The 20,677-nt window shown below is 73.4% G+C and carries 14 protein-coding genes; 4 read left to right on the top strand and 10 right to left on the bottom strand.

Translation table 11 applies throughout. The features are described from left to right. The first annotated feature begins 79 nt into the window (after positions 1-79). On the top strand, positions 80-1,078 hold the full coding sequence (locus BT341_RS12615) for a hypothetical protein (RefSeq protein ID WP_003085563.1): 999 nt from the start codon (positions 80-82) through the stop codon (positions 1,076-1,078). Positions 1,079-1,261: 183 nt separating this feature from the next. Here the strand turns inward: BT341_RS12615 and ahcY are convergent, their stop codons facing one another. Further along, positions 1,262-2,734 (bottom strand): adenosylhomocysteinase, encoded by a 1,473-nt coding sequence (gene ahcY / locus BT341_RS12610; protein WP_072476474.1) that lies wholly within the window; start codon positions 2,732-2,734, stop codon positions 1,262-1,264. A 92-nt stretch (positions 2,735-2,826) separates the two neighbouring features. On the opposite strand from ahcY, the gene BT341_RS12605 reads away from it, so the two are divergent. Continuing rightward, the gene (locus tag BT341_RS12605) at positions 2,827-5,085 is read left to right on the top strand and encodes a hypothetical protein (RefSeq protein ID WP_072476473.1); all 2,259 of its coding nucleotides are present in this window, start codon (positions 2,827-2,829) and stop codon (positions 5,083-5,085) included. A 43-nt stretch (positions 5,086-5,128) separates the two neighbouring features. Here the strand turns inward: BT341_RS12605 and BT341_RS12600 are convergent, their stop codons facing one another. From BT341_RS12600 to BT341_RS12590, 3 genes are all read right to left on the bottom strand, one after another. Further along, on the bottom strand, positions 5,129-5,827 hold the full coding sequence (locus tag BT341_RS12600; protein ID WP_072476472.1) for an LPXTG cell wall anchor domain-containing protein: 699 nt from the start codon (positions 5,825-5,827) through the stop codon (positions 5,129-5,131). A 255-nt stretch (positions 5,828-6,082) separates the two neighbouring features. Continuing rightward, complete coding sequence (locus BT341_RS12595; RefSeq protein ID WP_072476471.1) at positions 6,083-7,600, bottom strand: amino acid permease; 1,518 nt, start codon at positions 7,598-7,600, stop codon at positions 6,083-6,085. 80 nt (positions 7,601-7,680) lie between these two features. Further along, positions 7,681-8,598, bottom strand: a complete 918-nt coding sequence (locus tag BT341_RS12590; RefSeq protein ID WP_072476470.1) for a cation diffusion facilitator family transporter — start codon at positions 8,596-8,598, stop codon at positions 7,681-7,683. Between the two features lie 136 nt (positions 8,599-8,734). On the opposite strand from BT341_RS12590, the gene BT341_RS12585 reads away from it, so the two are divergent. After that, a complete protein-coding gene (locus tag BT341_RS12585; protein WP_072476469.1) occupies positions 8,735-11,662 on the top strand; it encodes an AfsR/SARP family transcriptional regulator in 2,928 nt (975 codons plus the stop codon). A gap of 462 nt (positions 11,663-12,124) precedes the next feature. Here BT341_RS12585 and manA read toward each other — a convergent pair whose 3' ends face one another. The 5 genes from manA to BT341_RS12560 all read right to left on the bottom strand — a co-directional run bounded on the left by manA (position 12,125) and on the right by BT341_RS12560 (position 16,587). Beyond that, on the bottom strand, positions 12,125-13,354 hold the full coding sequence (gene manA, locus BT341_RS12580; RefSeq protein ID WP_072476468.1) for a mannose-6-phosphate isomerase, class I: 1,230 nt from the start codon (positions 13,352-13,354) through the stop codon (positions 12,125-12,127). Between the two features lie 54 nt (positions 13,355-13,408). Then, positions 13,409-14,503: a hypothetical protein gene (locus tag BT341_RS12575; protein WP_072476467.1), complete on the bottom strand. Its 1,095-nt coding sequence runs from the start codon at positions 14,501-14,503 to the stop codon at positions 13,409-13,411. Continuing rightward, the gene (locus tag BT341_RS12570; protein WP_072476466.1) at positions 14,487-14,708 is read right to left on the bottom strand and encodes a Trm112 family protein; all 222 of its coding nucleotides are present in this window, start codon (positions 14,706-14,708) and stop codon (positions 14,487-14,489) included. The genes BT341_RS12575 and BT341_RS12570 overlap by 17 nt, the downstream gene beginning before the upstream one ends. An 89-nt stretch (positions 14,709-14,797) precedes the next feature. After that, on the bottom strand, positions 14,798-16,153 hold the full coding sequence (locus BT341_RS12565; protein ID WP_072476465.1) for a phosphomannomutase/phosphoglucomutase: 1,356 nt from the start codon (positions 16,151-16,153) through the stop codon (positions 14,798-14,800). An 80-nt stretch (positions 16,154-16,233) separates the two neighbouring features. Then, complete coding sequence (locus BT341_RS12560) at positions 16,234-16,587, bottom strand: DUF3499 domain-containing protein (protein WP_072476464.1); 354 nt, start codon at positions 16,585-16,587, stop codon at positions 16,234-16,236. 80 nt (positions 16,588-16,667) lie between these two features. Here BT341_RS12560 and BT341_RS12555 point away from each other — a divergent pair, with 80 nt between their 5' ends. Then, a complete protein-coding gene (locus BT341_RS12555; protein WP_072476463.1) occupies positions 16,668-17,132 on the top strand; it encodes a metallopeptidase family protein in 465 nt (154 codons plus the stop codon). 217 nt (positions 17,133-17,349) lie between these two features. Here the strand turns inward: BT341_RS12555 and BT341_RS12550 are convergent, their stop codons facing one another. Continuing rightward, a complete protein-coding gene (locus BT341_RS12550) occupies positions 17,350-20,610 on the bottom strand; it encodes a glycosyltransferase family 2 protein (RefSeq protein ID WP_072476462.1) in 3,261 nt (1,086 codons plus the stop codon). Between the last annotated feature and the right edge of the window lie 67 nt (positions 20,611-20,677).

The following is a 20,677-nucleotide window of genomic DNA, read 5'->3' as shown; positions in this document are numbered from 1 at the left end:
GGCCACTCTACGCTGCTAACGTGAACGTTCCGCGGTGTTCACGCCCAGCGCACACACTGGTCGGGTGAAGGGACGAGCGGTGGCACAAGACGGGAACCTCCCACTGATCATCGATGGCGCGCGCACGACCCGGGCATCGGTCGCCGAACTGCCGAAAGAGCTGACCGAGGCACTCCGCACCGGCGAGTTCCACCACGCCCTGCGGCTGGCCATCGCCTACCGCGGCCTCTCGCTGGCTCGCCTGCGCGCCCACCTGGCGTTACGCGGCGTCCAAATCGGACAGTCGACGCTGAGCTACTGGCAGCGCGGGCTCCGCCAGCCCGAGGTGCCGAAGGCGCTGCCTGCGGTGCGGGCCCTGGAGTCGGTGCTCCAGCTGCCCGCGGACGCGCTGGTGGTGCTCATCGGACCCCGGCTGGTCCGCCGTGGCCACCAGCCGGCGGCGTCGTTCCACGACCTGCGCTCCGGCGACATGGGGTCGATCGTCGAGGACCTGCTGGCCGAGCTGGGCGCGTACCCGTCGTCGAACCACTACAACGCCGACCTCGAGCTGCTGTCGGTGCACGACACGATCACGTTCGACGCCGAGCACCGCCAGGTCAGCCTGCGCACGCGGCTGGTGACGCGCGCCCGGCGCCACGGCCCGGACCGCTACCTGACGGTGTACAACGGCGACCCGGGCTGCCGCATCGACGACGTGGAGCTGATCACCGACGAGGGCTGCCGGGTGGGCCGGATGCGCCGCAACCCGGACGCGGACACGATGGCGACGGAGCTGCTGTTCGACCGCAAGCTCGCGGAGGGTGACATCCACGTGTTCTGCTTCGAGGTCCGCGACGACTCGGGCTCGGCGTCGCCGGGGTACTACCGGATGCTACGGGACCGGTGTGCGAGCTATCTCGTCCAGCTGCGGTTCGACCGGAACGCGTTGCCGGCCCGGTGTACGCGTCAGGTCCGGGCTCGGGATGACGCGCTGCCGGTGGTCGCGGAGGAGCTGGCGTGCGACATGGGCGGGGTGAGCAGCGCGTTCTTCAGCGACGCCGGGCCGGGGCTGGCCGGGGTCGCGGTGGAGTGGAACTGAGCCGCGGCCGTCTCTCCGGCGGCCTCGATGTTTCGCGCGGGCTTTGGCGCGGGCCAGTCCGCGCCGCGGCTCGGCGTTTGCGGGCTCGAGCCGGGCGGGCAGCTCGCCGTCGATCGCGTGCGCAAGACAGCAGGGCCGCCCCGACACTTCCGGGGCGGCCCTGACCTGCGAAAACCGACAAACTCAGTACCGGTAGTGCTCCGGCTTGAACGGTCCTTCGACGTCGACGTCGATGTACTCCGCCTGCTCCTTGGTCAGCTTCGTCAGCTCGCCGCCGAGGGCCTCCAGGTGGATGCGGGCCACCTTCTCGTCCAGCTTCTTCGGCAGCCGGAACACCTCGTTGTCGTACTCCTCGTGCTTGGTGAACAGCTCGATCTGCGCGATCACCTGGTTGGAGAAGCTGTTCGACATCACGAACGACGGGTGCCCGGTCGCGTTGCCCAGGTTGAGCAGCCGGCCCTCGGACAGCACGATGATGCTCTTGCCGTCCGGGAAGACCCACTCGTCGACCTGCGGCTTGATGTTGATCTTGCGGATGCCCGGGTACCGCGCCAGGCCCGCCATGTCGAGCTCGTTGTCGAAGTGGCCGATGTTGCCCAGGATCGCCTGGTGCTTCATCTTCGCCATGTGCTCGACCAGCACGACGTCCTTGTTGCCGGTCGTGGTGATGATGATGTCGGCCTCGGGCAGGACGCTCTCGAGCTTGCGGACCGCGTAGCCGTCCATCGCCGCCTGGAGGGCGCAGATCGGGTCGATCTCCGTGACGATCACGCGGGCACCCTGGCCGCGCAGCGACTCCGCCGCGCCCTTGCCGACGTCGCCGTAGCCGCAGACCACCGCGACCTTGCCGCCGATCAGCACGTCGGTGCCGCGGTTGATGCCGTCGATCAGGGAGTGGCGGATGCCGTAGCGGTTGTCGAACTTCGACTTCGTCACCGCGTCGTTGACGTTGATCGCCGGGAACAGCAGCTCACCGGCCGCCGCGAGCTGGTAGAGCCGCAGGACACCGGTCGTCGTCTCCTCGGTGACGCCGCGGATGCCCTCGCCGATCTTCGTCCACTTGCCGGTGTCGGCCGCCACCGAGTTGCGGAGCAGCTCGAGGAAGACCTTCCACTCGTCGGAGTCGTTGTCGTCCGGCGACGGGACGACGCCCGCCTTCTCGTACTCGGTGCCCTTGTGGACCAGCATCGTGGCGTCACCGCCGTCGTCGAGGATCATGTTGGGACCCTCGCCGTCCCAGGTGAGCATCCGCTCGGTGCACCACCAGTACTCCTCGAGCGACTCGCCCTTCCACGCGAACACCGGGACGCCCTTGGGCTCCTCGGGCGTGCCGTGCGGGCCGACGACGACCGCGGCCGCCGCGTGGTCCTGCGTCGAGAAGATGTTGCAGGAGGCCCAGCGCACTTCCGCGCCCAGCGCGACCAGGGTTTCGATCAGCACCGCCGTCTGCACGGTCATGTGCAGCGAACCGGAGATCCGCGCACCGCGCAGCGGGTAGACCTCGGCGTATTCGCGCCGCAGCGCCATCAGCCCCGGCATCTCGTGCTCGGCGAGGCGGATCTCCTTGCGGCCGAACTCGGCGGCCTCGAGGTCGGCGACGGCGAACTCGACGCCGTTGCGGGTCTCGTGCCGCTTCGCAACGCTTTCGGGGGGCATAGTGGCGATTCCTCCAAGACTCGATGACACCGGAACACTACCGTTGTCCGCTCGACCTTCCCTAGAACGGTTAGGAGACCCTTACCGTGCCCATGCCCGGCCCGGACACCCGCGTAGTCGAAATCCGCGTCGCCGGGCTCGTCGGCACCAGCGGGGAGACGCTGCTCGACGCGGTGGCGACCGTCGACGTCGCCGGCGACGGGCTGGGCCGCGTGATCCGGCCGGCGGACCGGCTGCGGCGCCCGGCGCCGGGTCCCGTGCTGCCGGCGCTGGGCCGGACGATCCCGCGGACCCTCGAAGGCTACCTGTGGCACGGCATGACGTCCGGCGGCGCCGCGAAGGCGACCTGGGCGCTGCTGTTCCCGTTCTCGCTGGCCAACGTGGCCTTCTGGATGCTGCCACCGGCCCCGCCCGGCCGTCGCCTCCCGCGCGTGCTGGGCGCCGTGTGCCGGGGCCTGCTGCGCGTCGGCGCCCTGCTGCTGACGATGCTGCTGATGGCCCAGCTCGCGACCATCGCGCTCGACCTGCTCGCGGCGCAGTGCCTGGCCCCCGGGTCGGGCTGCCTGCCCGTCGTGCCCGACGTCCTCCGCTCGGTGCCGGCCCGGATCACGGTCGGCGTGCTGCCGCTGCTGGCCGTGATCTTCGTGCTGCACCGGATCTCGTCGGCGACGTGGGCGGTGCACGCCGACGGCGACCTCACCGACGGCCCGCTGCGGATGCGCGCCGACCCGGAGACGCCGGCGTTGCGCTGCCTGCACACCGTCGCGGCGCTGGTCTCGGTGGCCTTGCTGCTGCTGGGCGGCCCCTTCCGGGTGCCAGGCAACGTCTTCGACCTCGTCGTCTGGATCGTGACGCTCGCGCTGGTCCTCGCGACCGTCGCCGCCGCCGCGATCGGCGTCGACACCGGCCGGTTCGCCCGGCCCGCGGTCATCGCGTTCGCCGCGCTGCTGGTCGTCGTGGCCGCGGCCCGGCTGCGGCCGGGCCCGGGTCCGCTGCCGGGCACCGACGGCGTCGTCGAAGGGCTCGGCGCGGGACTGGTCGCCGTCACGGTGCTGTTCGCGCTGTTCCTCGCCCCGGCCGCGCTGCTGGCCCGGCCCGGCTGGAAGCACAAGCCGCGCCGGCTGCGGCCGTGGGCGGGCGGCTGGGCGGCCGCGCCGGTGCTCGCGCTCGCCGGCCTGCTCGGCGGCGGGTTCGGCGCCGGCCTCGCCGAAGCCGTCCGGCGGCTGTCCGGTGCCGGGCTGCTGCGGGTGCCCGACACGTACCAGCTGGTCACGGTGCTGTGGGGCGCCGGGCTGGCGCTGGCCGCGGTGCTGGGCGTGCTGGGCTTCGCGGTCGCCGTGCCGCTGCGCCGGCTGCGCCGCGGCATCCCGGCGATCGTCGAGCTGATGGAACACGACGAGCGGCAGGAGGCCCAGGCCGCCGCCGCGTGGGCGCGGTCGGCATGGGAACGGCGGCACCTGCACCACCTGGCGCTCACCGTGGCGTCGGCGATGTCGGCGGGCGGCGCGGCGCTGCTGGTCCTGCGGTTCGGGTTGGGGCTGGTGCCCGGCTGGTTCGGGCCGCTGTCGGCGATCGGCGTGTTCGCCCTCGGCGCGCTCGCCGCGGGCCTGCTGCGCGTCGTCTACACCGCCGCGCGCACCCCGCAGCGCAGCCGCCACCTCGGCGCGCTGGCCGACCTGGTCTGCTTCTGGCCGCGGGCCGCGCACCCGACCGTGCCGCCGTGCTACGCGCTGAAGGTCGTCCCGGAGCTCGCCGCGCGGGCGCGCGAGCACCTCGCCGAACCCGGGACGCGGGTGGTGCTCTCCGGCTACAACCTCGGCAGCCTGCTCACGATCATGGCCGCCGCCCGCCTGACGGCCGAGCTGCCGAAAGCGGACCACGAACGCGTCGGCGTGCTGACCGCGGGCTCACCCCTGCAGTGGGGCTACCAGCGCGCGTTCCCGGCGTTGCTGCCGCAGGAAGCGCTCGAGAAGCTCTTCGCCGACCTCGACGGCCGGTGGCGCGCCCTCTGCCGCGGCACCGACATCTTCGGCGGCGGCGTGACGACGTGGCGGCACTCGGTCGCCGAGCAGCGCCTGCACGGCGTCGGCTACCTGCCCGAAGGCGGCTGCGGGCCGGTGTCGGCGAAGGCCGACGAGAACGGCGTCCTCATCCTCGGCGGCGACCACTGGCTGCCGGACCCGCTGCGCGGCCCGACCGGGCGGCACCGCTGGGCGCCGGGGGTGCTCAAGCACCAGGACTACGTCGTCGACGCGGAATGGGACCACGCCGTCGCGATGGCCGCCGGCCTCGGCAAGCCGTCCTGGGGCGAGCAGGGCTCACTGTTCGGGGACTTTCCCCCGAAAAAGTGAAGGCCCCTCGCCGGGGCGAGGGGCCTTCGACCGAGTCAGAACGTCACTCGGAAGCCTTGCGGCGGAACTTCAGCAGCGCGAGCAGACCGCCACCGGCGACCAGCAGCAGGCCCGCGACCCAGATCAGCCAGCTGTTGTCGAACCCGGTGTTGGCCAGGCCGCCACCGGTACCGGACTCGTTGCCCGCCGGGACGGCGGCCGGAGCGGTGGTGCTGGTCGGCGCGACCGAGGTGTCCGACGTCGCCGGAGCGCTCGGCTTGGTGCTGGTGGCCGGCGCGGACGTCTTGGTCGGCGGCGTGGAGGTCTTGGTCGGCGGGGTGCCCTTCTTCGCGCCGCACGCGAACCAGTGGCTGATCGTCGGGACGTTCTTGGAGTCCTTGCCGACCATCGGAGCGTGCAGCTTCTCCCACGGCGGGGTGCCCGGCAGGCCCTTCTTGCCCGGCACGTAGGTGTTGTACTCGTCGCCGCCCTTGACCACGATCGCGGCGACCGTGACGCCCTTGGCGACCCCGGTGACCGTCAGGTACTGGTCCTTCGTGGTGCCGCCGGTGACCTGGAGCTGGTCGGTCACGTCGAGGGCCTGGCCGAGGCCGATGTCCTCGCACGTGGTGGCGTTGCCGACGGTGCCTTCGGCACGGTCGTCACCGGGGACGCACGCCAGCGCGGAGCCGGCGGTGCCGATGAGGGCGGCGGTGGTCAGCGCCATGATCGCGACGGCGCCGCGGAAGGTACGTCTGCGCATTCGGAACTCCTGTACCGGCGGGGAGAGCACTTGCGAAAGTTGTGATCGCGGCACCACTGAGCGTGCAAATCACGCTGCTGTAATTAGCCCGTCAGTGCGACGCGAAGGATCGAAAGGTATCGCACGTCACTCTGCCTGCTACATGGGGTCCCCTTATCCGCGCGAACAGCAAGATCGGCCGAGGTGAACCCGCCGCAAAAAGCCCCGCCGACCTGCGGGATGCAGGTCGGCGGGGCTCCACGAACGAGTGGCGGGCTAGTCCCTCACGGGCTCCCCGACGCCCTCGGCCTGCCGCTTGCCCAGCAGCGAGTGGCGCCGGCTGTAGCCGAAGTAGATCAGCACGCCCAGCACCATCCAGGCCACGAACCGGAGCCAGGTCAGCACCGTCAGGTTCAGCATCAGCCACAGGCAGGCGAGGATCGCCAGGATCGGGATGAGCGGCACCAGCGGCACCTTGAACGCGCGTGGCAGCTCGGGCCGCGTCCGGCGCAGGATCAGCACGCCCGCCGACACGAGCACGAACGCGAACAGCGTCCCCACGTTGACCATTTCCTCGAGCTTGTCCGCCGGGAAGAACGTCGCCGCGACGGCGACCAGGCCACCGACGATCAGCGTCGCGCGCTTCGGCGTGCCGTGCTCGCCCGTCTTCGCGAGCCCGCGCGGCATCAGGCCGTCGCGCGACATCGCGAAGATGATCCGGACCTGGCCGAGCATCAGGACCATCACGACGGTCGTCAGGCCGGCCAGCGCGCCGAAGGAGATGATGTTGGCCGCCCAGTCGACGCCGTTCGCGGCGAACGCCGTGGCCAGGGTCTTGTGGCTGCCGTCGCCCGCCGACGTGGCCAGGTCCTTGTAGGACGTCATGCCGACGACCACCAGCGACACCGCGACGTACAGCACCGTGACGATGGCGAGCGAGCCCATGATGCCGCGCGGCACGGCCTTCTGCGGGTTGCGCGTCTCCTCCGCGGTGGTCGCGACGATGTCAAAGCCGATAAAGGCGAAGAACACCAGCGACGCGCCCGCCAGCAGGCCGAAGACGCCGAACGAGCTGCTCGCGCCGCCCGCGATGAGCGAGAACAGCGACTGGTCGACCCCCGTCTCGGCCGCGGAGCCGGTGACGGCGGGCGGGATGTAGGGCGAGTAGTTGGCGCCCTTGATGTAGAAGATGCCGAGGATGATCACGAACAGCACGACGGCGACCTTGATGCCGGTGATCACCATCGAGACCCGCGAAGACAGCTTCGTGCCGAGGGCCAGCAGCGTCGTCAGGACCGCCACGACGACGAGCGCGCCCCAGTCGACGGTGAGCCCGCCGATGTCGAACGTCGTCTTGGTGCCCTTCCCGAAGAGGTAGCCGAGCACCGTCTCGAGGTAGACCGACCAGCCCTTCGACACCGCGGCCGCGCCGACCGCGAGCTCGAGGATCAGGTCCCAGCCGATGATCCACGCCATGAACTCGCCGAACGTGGCGTAGGAGAACGTGTAGGCGCTGCCGGCGACCGGCACGGTGGAGGCGAACTCGGCGTAGCACAACGCGGCCAGCGCGCACGCGATCGCGGCGAAGACGAAGGCCAGCGAGACCGACGGGCCGGCGTAGTCACCGGCGGTGCGCGCGGTCAGCGTGAAGATGCCGGCACCGATCACGACCGCGACGCCGAAGACCGTGAGGTCCCAGGCGCTCAGGTTGCGCCGGAGCCTGGTCTCCGGCTCGTCGGTGTCCGCAATGGACTGTTCGATCGATTTAGTGCGCCACAATCCCGTTCCGGGCACCGTTGACCTCCCGCGGCCTGCCTGCATGTATCGCAGTAAGTCACCCTAACGGGTCAGGACCGTGACGGCTTGCCGAAGGGCTACCCGGCAAGGCTGCGGTCGAGGTCCGGCTCCAGGTAGATCAGCTTCGCGACCGGCACCTTGGCGCGGACGCGGGCTTCGGCGTCGTCGATGGCGGCGGCCACCTCGGCCGTGTCGAGGCCCGGCACCAGCGCGAGTTTCGCCGCGACGAGCAGTTCGTCCGGCCCCAGGTACTGGGTGCGGATGTGGATGACGCGCTCGACCTTGCCCGCGGCCAGCTCGTCGACGATCGTGGCCAGCACCGGCTCGGTGACGCCTTCGCCGATGAGCAGGCTCTTCATCTCGACGATCAGGATGACGGCGATGACGCCGAGCAGCACGCCGATCGCGAGGGTGCCGATGCCGTCCCAGACCGGGTCGCCGGTGATGACCGACAGCCCGACGCCGAGCAGCGCGAAGACGAGGCCGAGCAGCGCGCCGGCGTCCTCGAGGAGCACGACCGGGAGCTCGGGCTCCTTGGCTTGGCGGATGAAGCCCCACCAGCTCGCGTCGCCCTTGATCTTCCGCGACTCGCCGATGGCGGTGTAGAAGCTGTAGCCCTCCAGGCAGACGGCGACGAGCAGGATGACGACGGCGACGATCGGCGATTCGAGCGGTTCCGGGTGCCCGACCTTGTGGATGCCTTCGTAGATCGCGAAGGCGGAGCCCAGGGTGAAGAGCATCAGGGCGACGATGAAGGAGTAGAAGTACCGGTCCCGGCCGTAGCCGAAGGGGTGTTCGCGGTCGGCGGCGCGCTTCGACGTCTTCTGCCCGAGCAGCAGCAGGCCCTGGTTGGAGGTGTCGGCGAGCGAGTGCACGGACTCGGCCAGCATCGACGACGACCCGGTGACGAGGAAGCCGGCGAACTTCGCCGCCGCGATCCCGGCGTTGGCCCCGAGCGCGGCGATGATCGCCTTGGTTCCGCCTCCAGCTGACACGATCGCTCCCCTGCCGAAGTTCCCGAATTGCCGGTTTGGAGCCTAGAGGACCTGACGCGGGGCCTCGCGCCGCACCGCCGGGTTTTGTCGGTGGCCTTCGCTACGGTGGCCGTTCCGGGACCCGGGGGAGGTGGACATGGCTCGCTTCGGCGTGCTCGGGCCGCTCGCCGTCGAGAGCGCGCCCGGGCGCTGGCTCACCCTGCGCGGTGAGCGGCAGCGCACCCTGCTGGCCGTGCTGCTGCTCAACGCCGGCCAGTACGTCCATGCCGACGTGCTGGTCGAGGCGCTGTGGCCGGAACGGCCACCGAAGTCGTACGCCTCCAACCTGCACACCTACCTCTCGCGGCTGCGTGACCGGATCGACGGCCTGCGCGTCGGGCACGGGCCGCTCGGCTACCGGCTGCACGTCGAGCCGGACGAGCTCGACCTGCTCGTCTTCCGGTCCGCCGTCGCCGAAGGGCAGCGGGCCGGGGATCCCGGCACCGCGTCGCGGCACTACCGGCGGGCGCTCGCGCAGTGGCGGGGGCCCGTGCTGGCCGGGCTGCACGTGCCGCGGCTCGACGCCGACATCGCGCGGCTGGAGTCCGAGCGGCTCGCCGTGTTCGAGGACTGCGTCGACGCCGAGCTCACCGCCGGGCGGCACGGGGAGCTGACCGGCGAGCTGCAGGCCGTGCTCACCGAGCACCCGCTGCGGGAGCGGCCGGCCGCGCAGCTGATGACCGCGCTGCACCGGGCCGGGCGGCAGGGCGACTCACTGGAGGTCTACCGGCGGCTGCGGGCCACGCTCGTCGAGGAGCTCGGCGTCGAACCGGGCGCCGAGGTCCGCCGGGTGCACGCCGCCGTGTTGCGCGGGGAGGATCCCGTGCCGCGGCTGCCGCCGCCGTCGTGGCCGGTGTGCCAGCTGCCGCCCGACATCGGCGACTTCACCGGCCGCGCCGCCGAACTGGCCGAGCTGGCCGCGGTGCTGAGCGGCGGTGACGGCGTCCCGGTCGCCGTGCTCAGCGGCGAGCCGGGCGCGGGCAAGAGCACCCTCGCCGTGCGCGCCGCGCACCGGCTGCGCGCGCAGTACCCGGACGGGCAGCTGTACGTCCCGCTCGGCGGGCGCGAGATCGGCGCGGTGCTGGCCGACCTGCTGCGCGCGCTCGGCGTCCCCGGCCCCGCGGTACCGGACGACGTCCGCGCCCGCGCGGCGGTGTTCCGCGGCCGGCTGGCCGACCGGCGGGTGCTGGTGGTGCTCGACGACGCCGCCGACCCCGAGCACGTCCGCACGCTGCTGCCGGGCACGCCGGGCTGCGCGGTGCTCGTGACGAGCCGGCAGCGGCTCAGCGGGCTCGCGGGCGCGCACCGGCTGCCCGTCGGGCCGTTGTCCGGCGCGGAGGCCGCCGAACTGCTGGACCGGCTCGCCGGGCCGCGGGTGGCCCGGGAGCGCGCCGACGCGCAGCGCATCATCGACGCGTGCGCGGGCCTGCCGCTCGCCCTGCGGATCGCGGGCAGCCGCCTGGCCATCCGGCCGCACCTGCGGGTCGCGGAACTGGCCGGCCGTCTCGAAGACGAGGTCCGCCGTCTCGACGAGCTGACCGTCAGCGACTTGGCCGTCCGCGGCAGCATCGCGCTGAGCTACGACGGCCTGCGGCCGGCGGCGCGGCGGGCGTTCCGGCTGGTCGGCCGGTGCCGCGTCGCCGATCTGCCCGCCTGGGCGGTCACGACGCTGATCGGCGCGGACGCGGACGAGGCGGTCGAAGAGCTCGTCGAAGCGAGCCTGCTGGAGGCGCACGGCCCGGACGCGACCGGCGAAGGCCGCTACCGGATGCACAACCTCGTCCGGCTGTACGCGGCGGAAGGCGCGGCGGAGGAGGGCGGCGCGCCGACGGTGCTGGCGGCGACGCTGGCGCTCGCGGACGCGGCGGCGGCGCGCCTGCCCCGGACGGTGCCGATGCCGGCCGTGGCCCACGAGCCGTTCGCGCAGCCGCTGCCGGAGGCGCTGGTGGCTCGGCTGCTCGAGCGTCCGGACGACTGGTTCGCGGCCGAGCGCGCGAACCTGATGTCGCTGATCGGGTCGCTGGACGCGCGGGAAGCGTTGCTGCTGCTGGACAAGCTGAGCGTGTACCTGTACTTGCACGGGCAGTACGCGGACCTGCGGGCGGCGTACGAGACGGTGCTGGCGCGGGCGGAGGATCGCCGGGTGGCCGTCGTGGCGGAGGCCAACCTGGCGCTGCTGCGGCACGCGCGCGGGCAGTACGAGGAGGCGGCCGCCGCGTACCGGGAGTGCGCGAAGGAGCTGGAAGTCCAGGGAGATCGGCGCACGCACGCGTGGGTTTCGGCGAACCTGGCGCACTGCCTGATCGGGCTCGGCCGCGCGGAAGAGGCACTGCACACGGCCGCCGGCGCTCGCGAGCTGTTCACTGTGGACGGTGAACGGGAGGCGCTGCTGGTCCGGGCGGCGGAGTCGGCGGCGCTGCTGCGACTCGGCCGCGTGACCGAGGCCAGGACAGTCGACCGGCTTGCCCTGGCGGCGGCCCGCGAGACCGGCGACGCGCGGCAGATCGGCACGGCGTTGCACGGGTACGCGTGGTCAGCGCTGCTGACGGGCGAGGAAGAACAGGCGGCGACGGCGATCGCGGAATCGGTGGCGTTGCTGCGTGGCACGATGGCGCGTTCGGAACTGGCGAAGTCACTGCGCACATTGGGCGCGATCTCGGCGGCAAGGGGCGCCCGCGGCGACGCGACGGCGGCGTTCGAGGAGGCCCGTGACCTGGCCCGGGAGTTGGACGAGCGCCCACGGGAGCTGTCGTGCACCCGAGCGATAGCGGCGAGCTGGATCGGCGAGGGCCAAGCGGCGCGGGCGATCCCGGTGTTGCGCGCGTGCCTGGACGAGTTCCGCGAGATGGGCAGCAGATCGGCGACGGGCTTGACGTGGCTGGTGCTGCGGCGGGCGTATGAAGGGGTGGGTGAGGAGGGATTGGCTTCGGAAGCGGCTGCGGAGGCGGCGAACCTGGCCGATGCACGCGACGCGAGCGCGGCCGCGGTGCGGCGGGCGTTACTGGCGCTGACCGAACCGGTCTGAGCCCCGCGCCGATGCTCGCCGCCCGTGCGGGACGGGCAACCTCGCCGATCCCCGCGACCGGCCCGCCGCCCCGACCAGCCCTGTCGCCGCTGACCGAACCGTTCTAACCGCTGCGGCGGCTGCTCGCCGTCCTGACCACCCGATCCAGGCGTCGGAGCGAGCGGCCCAGCGGGCACTTCCCGCCCTGCACGTCCCCCGACCCGCGCCCGCAGCGGGGGCTACTCCCCCTCACCGAACCCCGCCCCCGGCGACGCCCGGCCTCCCCGACCAGGTGCACAGCCGGGAGCGAAGCAGGGTGGTGCCGCCCCCTCACGGCACCACCCTCAGCCCACGGGCGCCGGGCGGGTGCCGACCGGCGCCACCCCCAGCGGGCCGGCTGCGCGCACCAGCGCACCAGGGTCCCCCCGATGAGCCTTATCGTCTCGGATGCCGCCACACGGAACGCACACAGAAGCCGCGGCTTCAGTCCTCGCAGGTTCCCGCCGTCGCGCGGAACAACTGGGCTCGCGCGCCCGCCAACGGGCGCACTCGGACCGGTGGGTCCGCCGCCGGCAGCCAGACCGACTGGCCGCGCCTCAGCTCCACCTTCTCGCCGTCGTCGGCCGTCACCAGCAGGTCGCCCGCCGTGCACAGCAGGATCTGGGGGCCCGTGCTGTCGACCGCGATCTCGTCGTCCTGGCCGGACGCCCACTCCACGCGCGACAGCTCGAACTCCGGCGCGTCCGTGTGGTACACCGCCATCCGGCCGCCGGTGTCGCCGCACTGGACCGGCATCTCACCGCACGCGAAGTCCACCACGCGCAGCAGCTCCGGGACGTCCACGTGCTTCGGCGTCAGGCCGCACCGCAGGATGTTGTCCGAGTTCGCCAGGATCTCCACCGCCGTGCCGTGGAGATACAGGTGCAGGTTGCCAGCCGGCAGGTAGATCGCCTCGCCGGCACGCAGCGTCAGGCGGTTCAGCAGCAACGCCGCCAGCACGCCCGCGTCGCGCGGGTGCGCCTCGCCGAGCTCCAGGATCGTGCGGCACTCGACCGCGAACTCGCCGTGCTCCTGGACGTGCCGGACACACGCGTCCAGCACCTCCGGCAGGAGTGCGTCCAGCGACGACTGCGGCAGCGTGATCCACGTCGTGAACAGCGCTCGCAGCCCGGACGGGTCCGGTTGCGCCTCCAGCAGCCCGGTGTACTTCGCCAGCCCCGGCGTCTCGATCGCCTTCAGCAGCTTCACCGTGCGGTCCGGCGCGCGGAACCCGGCCAGCGCGTGGAACTCCGTCAGCGCGCAGACCAGCTCCGGCTTCGCCGTCGGGTCCGGGTAGTTGCGGTTCGGCGCGTCCCGCGGGATGCCCAGCCGCTCCTCGCGGGCGTGCCCCTCCGCGGCCTGCGCCGCCGACGGGTGCGCCTGCATCGACAGCGGCTCCTCCGCCGCGAGGATCTTCAGCAGGAACGGCAACCGCCCACCCCACCGCTTCGCGCACCGCTCGCCGAGCTGCGTCACCGGGTCGGCGTCGACCAGCTCGAGCAGGCTCCGCTCGGTCCCGTCGGGGCCGATGACGTGCGACGGGTCGCCCGGGTGGGCGCCCATCCACAGCTCGGCCTCGGGGTGCGGCGCGGGTACCGGACGGCCCAGCAGCTCGGGGATCGCCGTCCGCGATCCCCAGGCGTAGGGCCGCACCGCGTTGCGCAGCAGCTCCACTGTCACCTCAACTCCACTCCTTCGGCGCCGGCCGGGGCCGGTGCTCGGCGGGTCTCACGCCGTCGCGGGCGCGAAGCGGCCCGCGCCGCCGATGCTGCCCGCCGCCAGCCCGAGATAGACCGCCGCCAGTTCGAACCGCAGCGCCAGCACCGCGGCCCGCACGATTTCGTCGGCCTCGATCTCCTCGGCCGGGGCGATGACGTCCGCACCGGGCAGCAGGTCCTCCGCCTGGTAGCGCGCCGCGTCCGTGGCCGGACCGGTCCGCACCGAGAGGAGCAGCACCCGGGTGGGGATGTCACCTGATGGATCGTCCGGATCGGCGAAGATGTCACGCTCTCCGCCACTCGCCTGCGCCGCCCGCCGCAGGGCGGGGCGCGCGAGCGCCTGACGATAGTCCTCGACGTCGCACACCGTGGCCGCGTGGGCGGCGAACGCGTGCGCCGCGTGCTCGCCGACGGCCACCGCGACCGGGTCGAGCCCCCACAGCAGCGGCACGCGGTCGGCGACCCGCAGCGCGAGCGCCTTGGCCGGGTTCGCGAACGACTCGCGGGCCAGGTAGTCCTTCTCGGCTTCCAGGTCGAGCTGGTCGGCCAGCACCTGGACGTCGGAGATCAGCAGGCCCAGCGCGTTCGCGGTGAGCAGCCCGGCGGCCAGTCCGCGCGGGAACGCCAGCTCCGGCGGCACCGGGACGCGCGGCGCCAGCAGCAGGCCCTTGCCCGCCACGGCGGCCGCCACCGGGCCTTCCGACGGCGCCGAGAGCACCACCGAAGCGCCGTAGCGTGCGGCGCGCTCCAGCGACGCGGCGAGCTCGCGGTCGCCCGGGTCGTCGGTGTGGGCGAACACGACGTCGAGCGCGCCGATCCAGCTCGGCACCACCTCGGCGACGACCACCGGCACCGGGCACGACGGCGTCAGCAGGGCGGCCAGCAGCCGCGTGACCGTCCGGCTCACGCCCGGCCGGTCGATCAGCACCAGCGCACGCGGACGGCCCATGTCGAGCCGCTCGGACAGCTCCAGCTCCGCGGCGATCTCGGCGGTCGCCCGCACCTGGGCGCCCGCCATCGCGGCGGCCCGCAGCAGCCCCGCGCTGTCGGCCTCGGCCAGCCGCGCGGGGTCGTCGAGCAGCGTGTCGTCAAGCACTGTCGGCATCGGAGTTTCCGTGGTCCCCCGGCAAGGTGGCCTCGTCGAGGAGCAGCACCGGGATCCCGTCACGGACCGGGTACACCCGGCCGCACTCCGTGCACGTCAGTGCGTCGGCCTCGGGGTCGTCCGGCGCCCCGGGCCGCAACGGGGCGTGATCGGGCGACGGGCACGCCAGGATCTCGAGGAGCTGGGCGTCGAGCGTGATGGCCATGGTTCCTCCATACCACGCGGTGAGGTGTGGTGAAGGGCACCTTCCGGACACAGTTCGGCCCGGGAGCCCGCCCTCCACCGGTGGACGGGTCAGCTGCGGATGATCGCGAGTACTTCGTCCACCAGCCCCTGAACCGCCTCGGCGTTCGCGGCTTCGACGTTCAGCCGCAGCAGCGGTTCAGTGTTCGACGGGCGCAGGTTGAACCACGCGCCGCCCGGCAGCTGCACGGTCAGGCCGTCCAGCTCGTCGATCTCGACGCCCGAGCGGGTGCCGAAGGCGTCCTTGACGGCCATCATCTTCGCGACCTGGTCGTCCACGGTCGAGTTGATCTCGCCCGAAGCCGCGTAGCGCGAGTACGCGCTCGTCAGCTCGGACAGCGGGCCGTTCTGCTCGCCGAGCGCGGCGAGCACGTGCAGCGCCGCCAGCATGCCGGTGTCGGCGCGCCAGAAGTCGCGGAAGTAGTAGTGCGCCGAGTGCTCGCCGCCGAAAATGGCGCCGGTGCGGGCCATCTCGGCCTTGATGAACGAGTGCCCGACGCGGGTGCGGACCGGCTTGCCGCCGTGCTCGGCGACGATCTCCGGCACACCCTTCGACGTGATCAGGTTGTGGATGATCGTGCCGCCCGGGTCCTTCGCCAGCTCGCGGACGGCGACCAGCGCGGTGATCGCGCTCGGCGAAACCGGCTCGCCGCGCTCGTCGACGATGAAGCAGCGGTCGGCGTCGCCGTCGAAGGCGATGCCGGCGTCCGCGCCGACCTCGCGCACCTTCGCCTGCAGGTCGACGATGTTCTTCGGGTCGAGCGGGTTGGCCTCGTGGTTCGGGAAGCTGCCGTCGAGCTCGAAGTACATCGGCACGACCTCGATGGGCAGGCCCTCGAAGACCGTCGGGACGGTGTGGCCGCCCATGCCGTTGCCGGCGTCGACGACGATCTTCAGCGGCCGGCTGCCGGACAGGTCGACCAGGTTGCGCAGGTAGGCGGCGTAGTCGGCGAGGACGTCCCGCTCGGTGATGGTGCCGCGCTGGCCCTCGAACTCGGGCACGCCCTGCTCGACGGTGTCGCGGATCTCGGCGAGCCCGGTGTCCTGGCCGACCGGCGACGCGCCCGCGCGGCACATCTTGATGCCGTTGTACTTGGCCGGGTTGTGGCTGGCGGTGAACATCGCGCCCGGCAGGTTCAGCGACCCCGAGGCGAAGTACAGCTGGTCGGTGCTGGCCAGCCCGATGCTCACCACGTCGAGGCCCTGCGAGGTCACGCCCTCGGCGAACGCGGCCGCGAGCCCCGGCGACGAGTCGCGCATGTCGTGGCCGATCACCACCGAAGGCGCCTCCGGCTTGATGAGCAGGGCGAACGCGGCGCCGAAGTCACGGACGAGCGCCGCGTCGAGCTGCTCGCCGACCACGCCGCGAATGTCGTAGGCCTTCACGATGCCCGAAAGGTCTGGCACGCCGTCTCCCCGCGAATAGTCGTCCTGGCGCCCGCTGCGCCGCGCGGAAAGCCTACCGGCGAGGTGAGTGGGTTACGCGTTCAGGCGCGGCCCGGCAGGACCCGCAGGTGGCCGCGGCGCCCGGAAGGGCCGTCCGGCTCGGGCGCGGGAGCGGGTTTGTCGGAGCGGCCGGCCTCGCGCACGGCCTCGGCCAGCGCGGTCAGCTCGTCGGCCGACGGGTCCGGCGCGGCGAAGGCGCCTTCGTGCCGGACGACTTCCCAGCCCTTGGGCACGGTCAGCCGCAGCGCGTGGGCTTCGCAGAGGTCGTACGAATGCGGCTCGGAGGCGGTGGCCAGCGGGCCGACGACGGCGGTGGAGTCGCTGTAGGCATACGTCAGCGTGGCCACAGCTGGCTCGAGACAGCCAGTACGCGAACACTTCCGTACGCTCCGCACGAAACGAAACGATAGCGCGTCGCCGCAAGCTCGTACCGGCGACACGCGCTGCGACCCGCCGACCGCATAGACTTCCGGACGTGGCGACGGCTCGTGACTACCGACAGCGGCGGCGCCTGCGACGGGACCGGCACGGCCGGGGCCTGCGCGGGACGCTGTACCCGGCGACCCTGCCCGCCGCCGCGAGCCGCGCGGAACGGTTCGACGCGCTGGTGCTCGACGCGCTGGAGCCGATCGAGGCGCGCTGGCGTCAGGAGCTGACGAAGCTCGACGTGGCGGTCGACGACGTGCCGGAGGTCCGCGAGAACGGCCGGGCGCCGTCGGACGGCGTGCTGCACGACGGCCAGGTGCCGTTGTCGCGGCTGGTCCCGGCCGGGGTCGACCGCACGGGAATGCCGACGCGCGCCCGGATCGTGCTGTACCGGCGGCCGCTGGAGGCGCGGGCGAAGGACCCGTCGGAGCTGGCCGACCTGGTGCACGACGTGCTGGTGGAGCAGGTGGCGGGCTACCTCGGCGTGGAACCGGACGTCATCGAAGGCGAGTGACCGAGCGCCCAAGGCGGCCTTGGTTGCGTTGAACCGACGCAGCGGCGCGCCGCGCCTCCGCTGAGGGTGGCGGTGGGGGCATGGGAGCACGCACCGAAGGCCGCCTTGGGTGCGTCACACGCACCGAAGGCCACCTTGGGTGCGTCACACGCACCGAAGGCCACCTTGGGTGCGTCACACGCACCGAAGGCCGCCTTGGGGCGCTTGAAGGTCCGGGTCAGCGGCGGCGGGCCGGGACCGCCGTCAGGAGCGTGAACAGCACCGCCGCCAGCTGGAGCAGCAGCAACAGGTTGCGCTCGGTGCCCGGGAACGAGACCGTCACCTCCGACGACGCCGGGGGCACCGACACCGCCACCTGGTGACCCCACGCCGGCACGATCGGCACCGCCTTGCCGGCCACCGTCGCCCTCCAGCCCGCCTCCTGCTCGGCCGCCAGCACCAGGAGCCGCCCGGTCGGGCCGTCCGAGACGCGCACCCGCACGTCCGGCAGCCCCGCCTGCACCGGCGCGACCCCCGGCGCGTTGCCCGGTGCGCCGCCGCCCGTCACCGCCGCCTTCGCCTGTTCCGGCGAGATCAAGATCACCTGGCCCGCCGGGGGCAGCAGGCGGAGCACCCCGCGGCCGTCCGACGTCGGCGCCGCCACCGACACCAGGTCCTTGGCCGGCGGCACGTACGCCTGCGGGTCGACGCCCGGGGGCAGCACCACGAACTGCACCCCCGCGGCGGCCGCGGCGGCGATCGAACGCTGGACCGCCGCCGCGTCGCCCTGGCCGAGGTCCCGGCGCCAGGCGGCCAGTCGCGTGGGCGTGCCAGGGGCCGGGGCCAGTTCGTCGTCGCCGTAGTGGGGCAGGCGGCCGCCGATCTGGCGGGTCGCGTCCGGGGCCAGGTCCAGCACCGAACGGCCGGAAGCCGCGAGCTCGGCGGAAACCTCCGGCGCGAGCGCGGGCCGGGCACCGGCGCGAAGCGGCCCGTCGGCGCCGACCACCACCGCGCCGGCCGCCAACGCGAGGAACACCGCGACCCCGGCGACGGCGAACACCTTCGGCAGCCAGGCCGCCGGGACACCGTCCGCCCCGCCGCGCTGCCACGAGCCGAGCACCACCCACAGCAGTCCCGCGCCGACGAGCAGCAACGGCACGCCCGCGTAGCCGTGGGCCGCCGGGCCGCCCTGCATCGGCGTGGCGGTGACCAGCCGGACCAGGACCAATCCGCCCGCGCCCAGCGCGGCGAGCGCCAGCCCGCCGGCGGCGAGCTTCGTCGGCCGGACGACGATCGCGATCAGCGCCGCCGCGATCACCGCGACCCCGATCGGCCACGCGCCCGGCCCGCCGGGATCCAGCCCGGCCAGGTCGGTGCCGGAGACGCCGGGTGCCGCCCCGCCGAGGCCCTGCACCAGCAGTTCCGGATGCCGCAGCAGCACGGTCGGCCACGGCAGCAGCAGCGCCAGCGGCAGCAGCACCACGATCCCGACCGACGCGATCCGCCGCGCCAGCCCGGTCGGCGCGGGCAGCACGACGAACCCGACGAGCAGACCGGCGAGCGCGAGCCCGTGCGCCAGTGGCGAGAACGCGCCCAGCAGCGCCACCCCGATCGCCGACAGCGCCGACACGTGCAGCCACCGCGTGTCCGCGCGCGTCAGCAGCCCGGCGATGCCCGCGGCGACGGGCGGCAGCACGAGGTGCACGACGACGACGTCGAGCCGGCCCTGCGCCACCCCGGCGGTCGCGGCCGGCAGCAGCGCGTACGCCGCGGCGACGACCGCGCGGACCCACCGGCGCACGCGAAGCCGCCGTGTCGCCGCGTACGCGCTCAGCGCGGCCAGCGGGATGTCGCCGAGGAGCAGGATCGCGACCAGCGCGGCCGGGCCGCCGAGCGGCGCGAACACCGCGCCGAGCGTGCCGAGCACCGGCAGCGTCGCCGACGCGGGCGCGCCGGTGCCGCCCGCGACCGCGTGCCACGGCGCCAGGTACGACGACCACAGCTCCCCCAGCCCGCCGACGGGCAGCAGCTTGCCGCCGAAGAGGTCGAGGCCGAGCCGGGCGCGGTTGACGACCAGGCCCAGCGCGGTCATCACGACGAGCAGCACGACCGGCGGCGCGAAGATCGTCGCGGCGAGCACCCGGCGCCGGTTCACTTCGACGAAGACGAGTTCCGGCTCTTCGGCGGGTTCCTCGGTCTCGGCGGCCGGCTCCGGCGCGGGTGTCTCCGGCAGTGCGACGGCGACGAGCGTGCCCGGGCGGCGTAGCCCGGAGCCGCGCGAGCTGAGCCCGCGCAGCGCGCCCGCGGGCAGCGCGTCCGGCCCGACCGGACGGGTCTCGCGCGCGTCGAGCGCTTCCGGGGTCACCCACGCGGACTCGGTTTCGACGGTTTCGGGCACTCGGCCGAGCGCGACGTCGTTCTCGACACCCCGCCGGACCAGCCCGACGACGCCGGCGCGGGCGGCGTTGCGCAGCCGCGTCCACCGTCCGGTGAAGAGCCCGCGAACCGTTCCCGGCCGCGGATTCCGCCGCCGCCGGGCCCGTGCGGCGCGCAATCCGCCGCGTCCGCCGAGGAGGTACGTCGCGGCGGCGAACTCCGCCCGCGCCTCGCCGGTGCGGCGCAGCAGGAAGAACGCGAGCGCGCGCAGCACCGACAGCAGCGGGAGCCGGATCATGCCCAGCCAGAAGGAAAACGGCGAGCAGTTCACGAGGAACACGCGCAGCCCGTGTGCGCGGTTCGCGGCGGCGAGCGGCCCGGCGAGCGCGTCGGCCGTGCGCTGCCCGGTGGTGACGGCGCGGGCGTGCCGCACCCGCGCGGTCGGCACGGACAGGACGATCCCGCCGGCGGCGTTGGCGCGCCAGCCGAAGTCGAGATCCTCGCGCAGCAACGGGAAATCCGGGTCGAAGCCGCCGAGGTCGTCCCAGGCGTCGCGGCGGACGAGCGAGCCGGCGCTCGGCACGGCGAGCACCTCGGCGGGCTCTTCGCCGAGCGCGGCGATCTGCTGGCGGTGGCCGGACGCGTCGGTGGAGAGGCCGGCTTCGACGATCAGCCGCGGGTCGGTCCAGTCGAGCCCGAGCGGGCCGAGGACGGTCGCCGACGGGGTGGCGGTGGCGACGCGCAGGAGCTCGTCCAGGCAGTCGGGTTCGGGGGCGCAGTCGTCGTGCAGCAGCCACAGCCACGAGCCGGGGTCGCCCCAGCGTTCGGTGGCGTGCTCGACGGCGGCGGCGACCGCGGCGGCGAAGCCGGTGTCACCCGGCAGTGTGACGATGCCGGAAAGCACGGGGGCCGTGTCGGGCCCGGGATCGGCGACGGCTTCGGCGAGCAGCCGCGGGGTCGCGTCGGTGGAGCCGGTGTCCACCGCGAGGACGTGCCGGGGCCGGACGGTGCTGCGGCGCAACGAAGAAAGCGCCAGCGGTAGCCAGTTTTCGCCGTTGTGACAGACCACAATGGCCAGAACGGGCGCGGTGCGCGGTGCGGGCGGCGCGGCGGTGCGGGGCAACGAGGACTCCGGATCAGGCGGCGGTCGGTGCGGCCACCCTACGGCTTCGGTCCGTCACCCGATGGTG

Source organism: Amycolatopsis australiensis (assembly GCF_900119165.1).
Lineage (GTDB): Bacteria > Actinomycetota > Actinomycetes > Mycobacteriales > Pseudonocardiaceae > Amycolatopsis > Amycolatopsis australiensis.
The sequence above is the reverse complement of the archived record's forward strand: the minus strand, read 5'-3'. Positions and strand labels throughout refer to the sequence as shown.

What these genes read in the sequence shown, in the direction of transcription:
- BT341_RS12575 (WP_072476467.1), bottom strand. Translation starts at nt 14,503, where the DNA reads ATGCCGACAGTGCTTGACGACACGCTGCTCGACGACCCCGCGCGGCTG.
- ahcY (WP_072476474.1), bottom strand. Translation starts at nt 2,734, where the DNA reads ATGCCCCCCGAAAGCGTTGCGAAGCGGCACGAGACCCGCAACGGCGTC.
- BT341_RS12600 (WP_072476472.1), bottom strand. Translation starts at nt 5,827, where the DNA reads ATGCGCAGACGTACCTTCCGCGGCGCCGTCGCGATCATGGCGCTGACC.
- BT341_RS12585 (WP_072476469.1), top strand. Translation starts at nt 8,735, where the DNA reads ATGGCTCGCTTCGGCGTGCTCGGGCCGCTCGCCGTCGAGAGCGCGCCC.
- BT341_RS12605 (WP_072476473.1), top strand. Translation starts at nt 2,827, where the DNA reads ATGCCCGGCCCGGACACCCGCGTAGTCGAAATCCGCGTCGCCGGGCTC.
- BT341_RS12570 (WP_072476466.1), bottom strand. Translation starts at nt 14,708, where the DNA reads ATGGCCATCACGCTCGACGCCCAGCTCCTCGAGATCCTGGCGTGCCCG.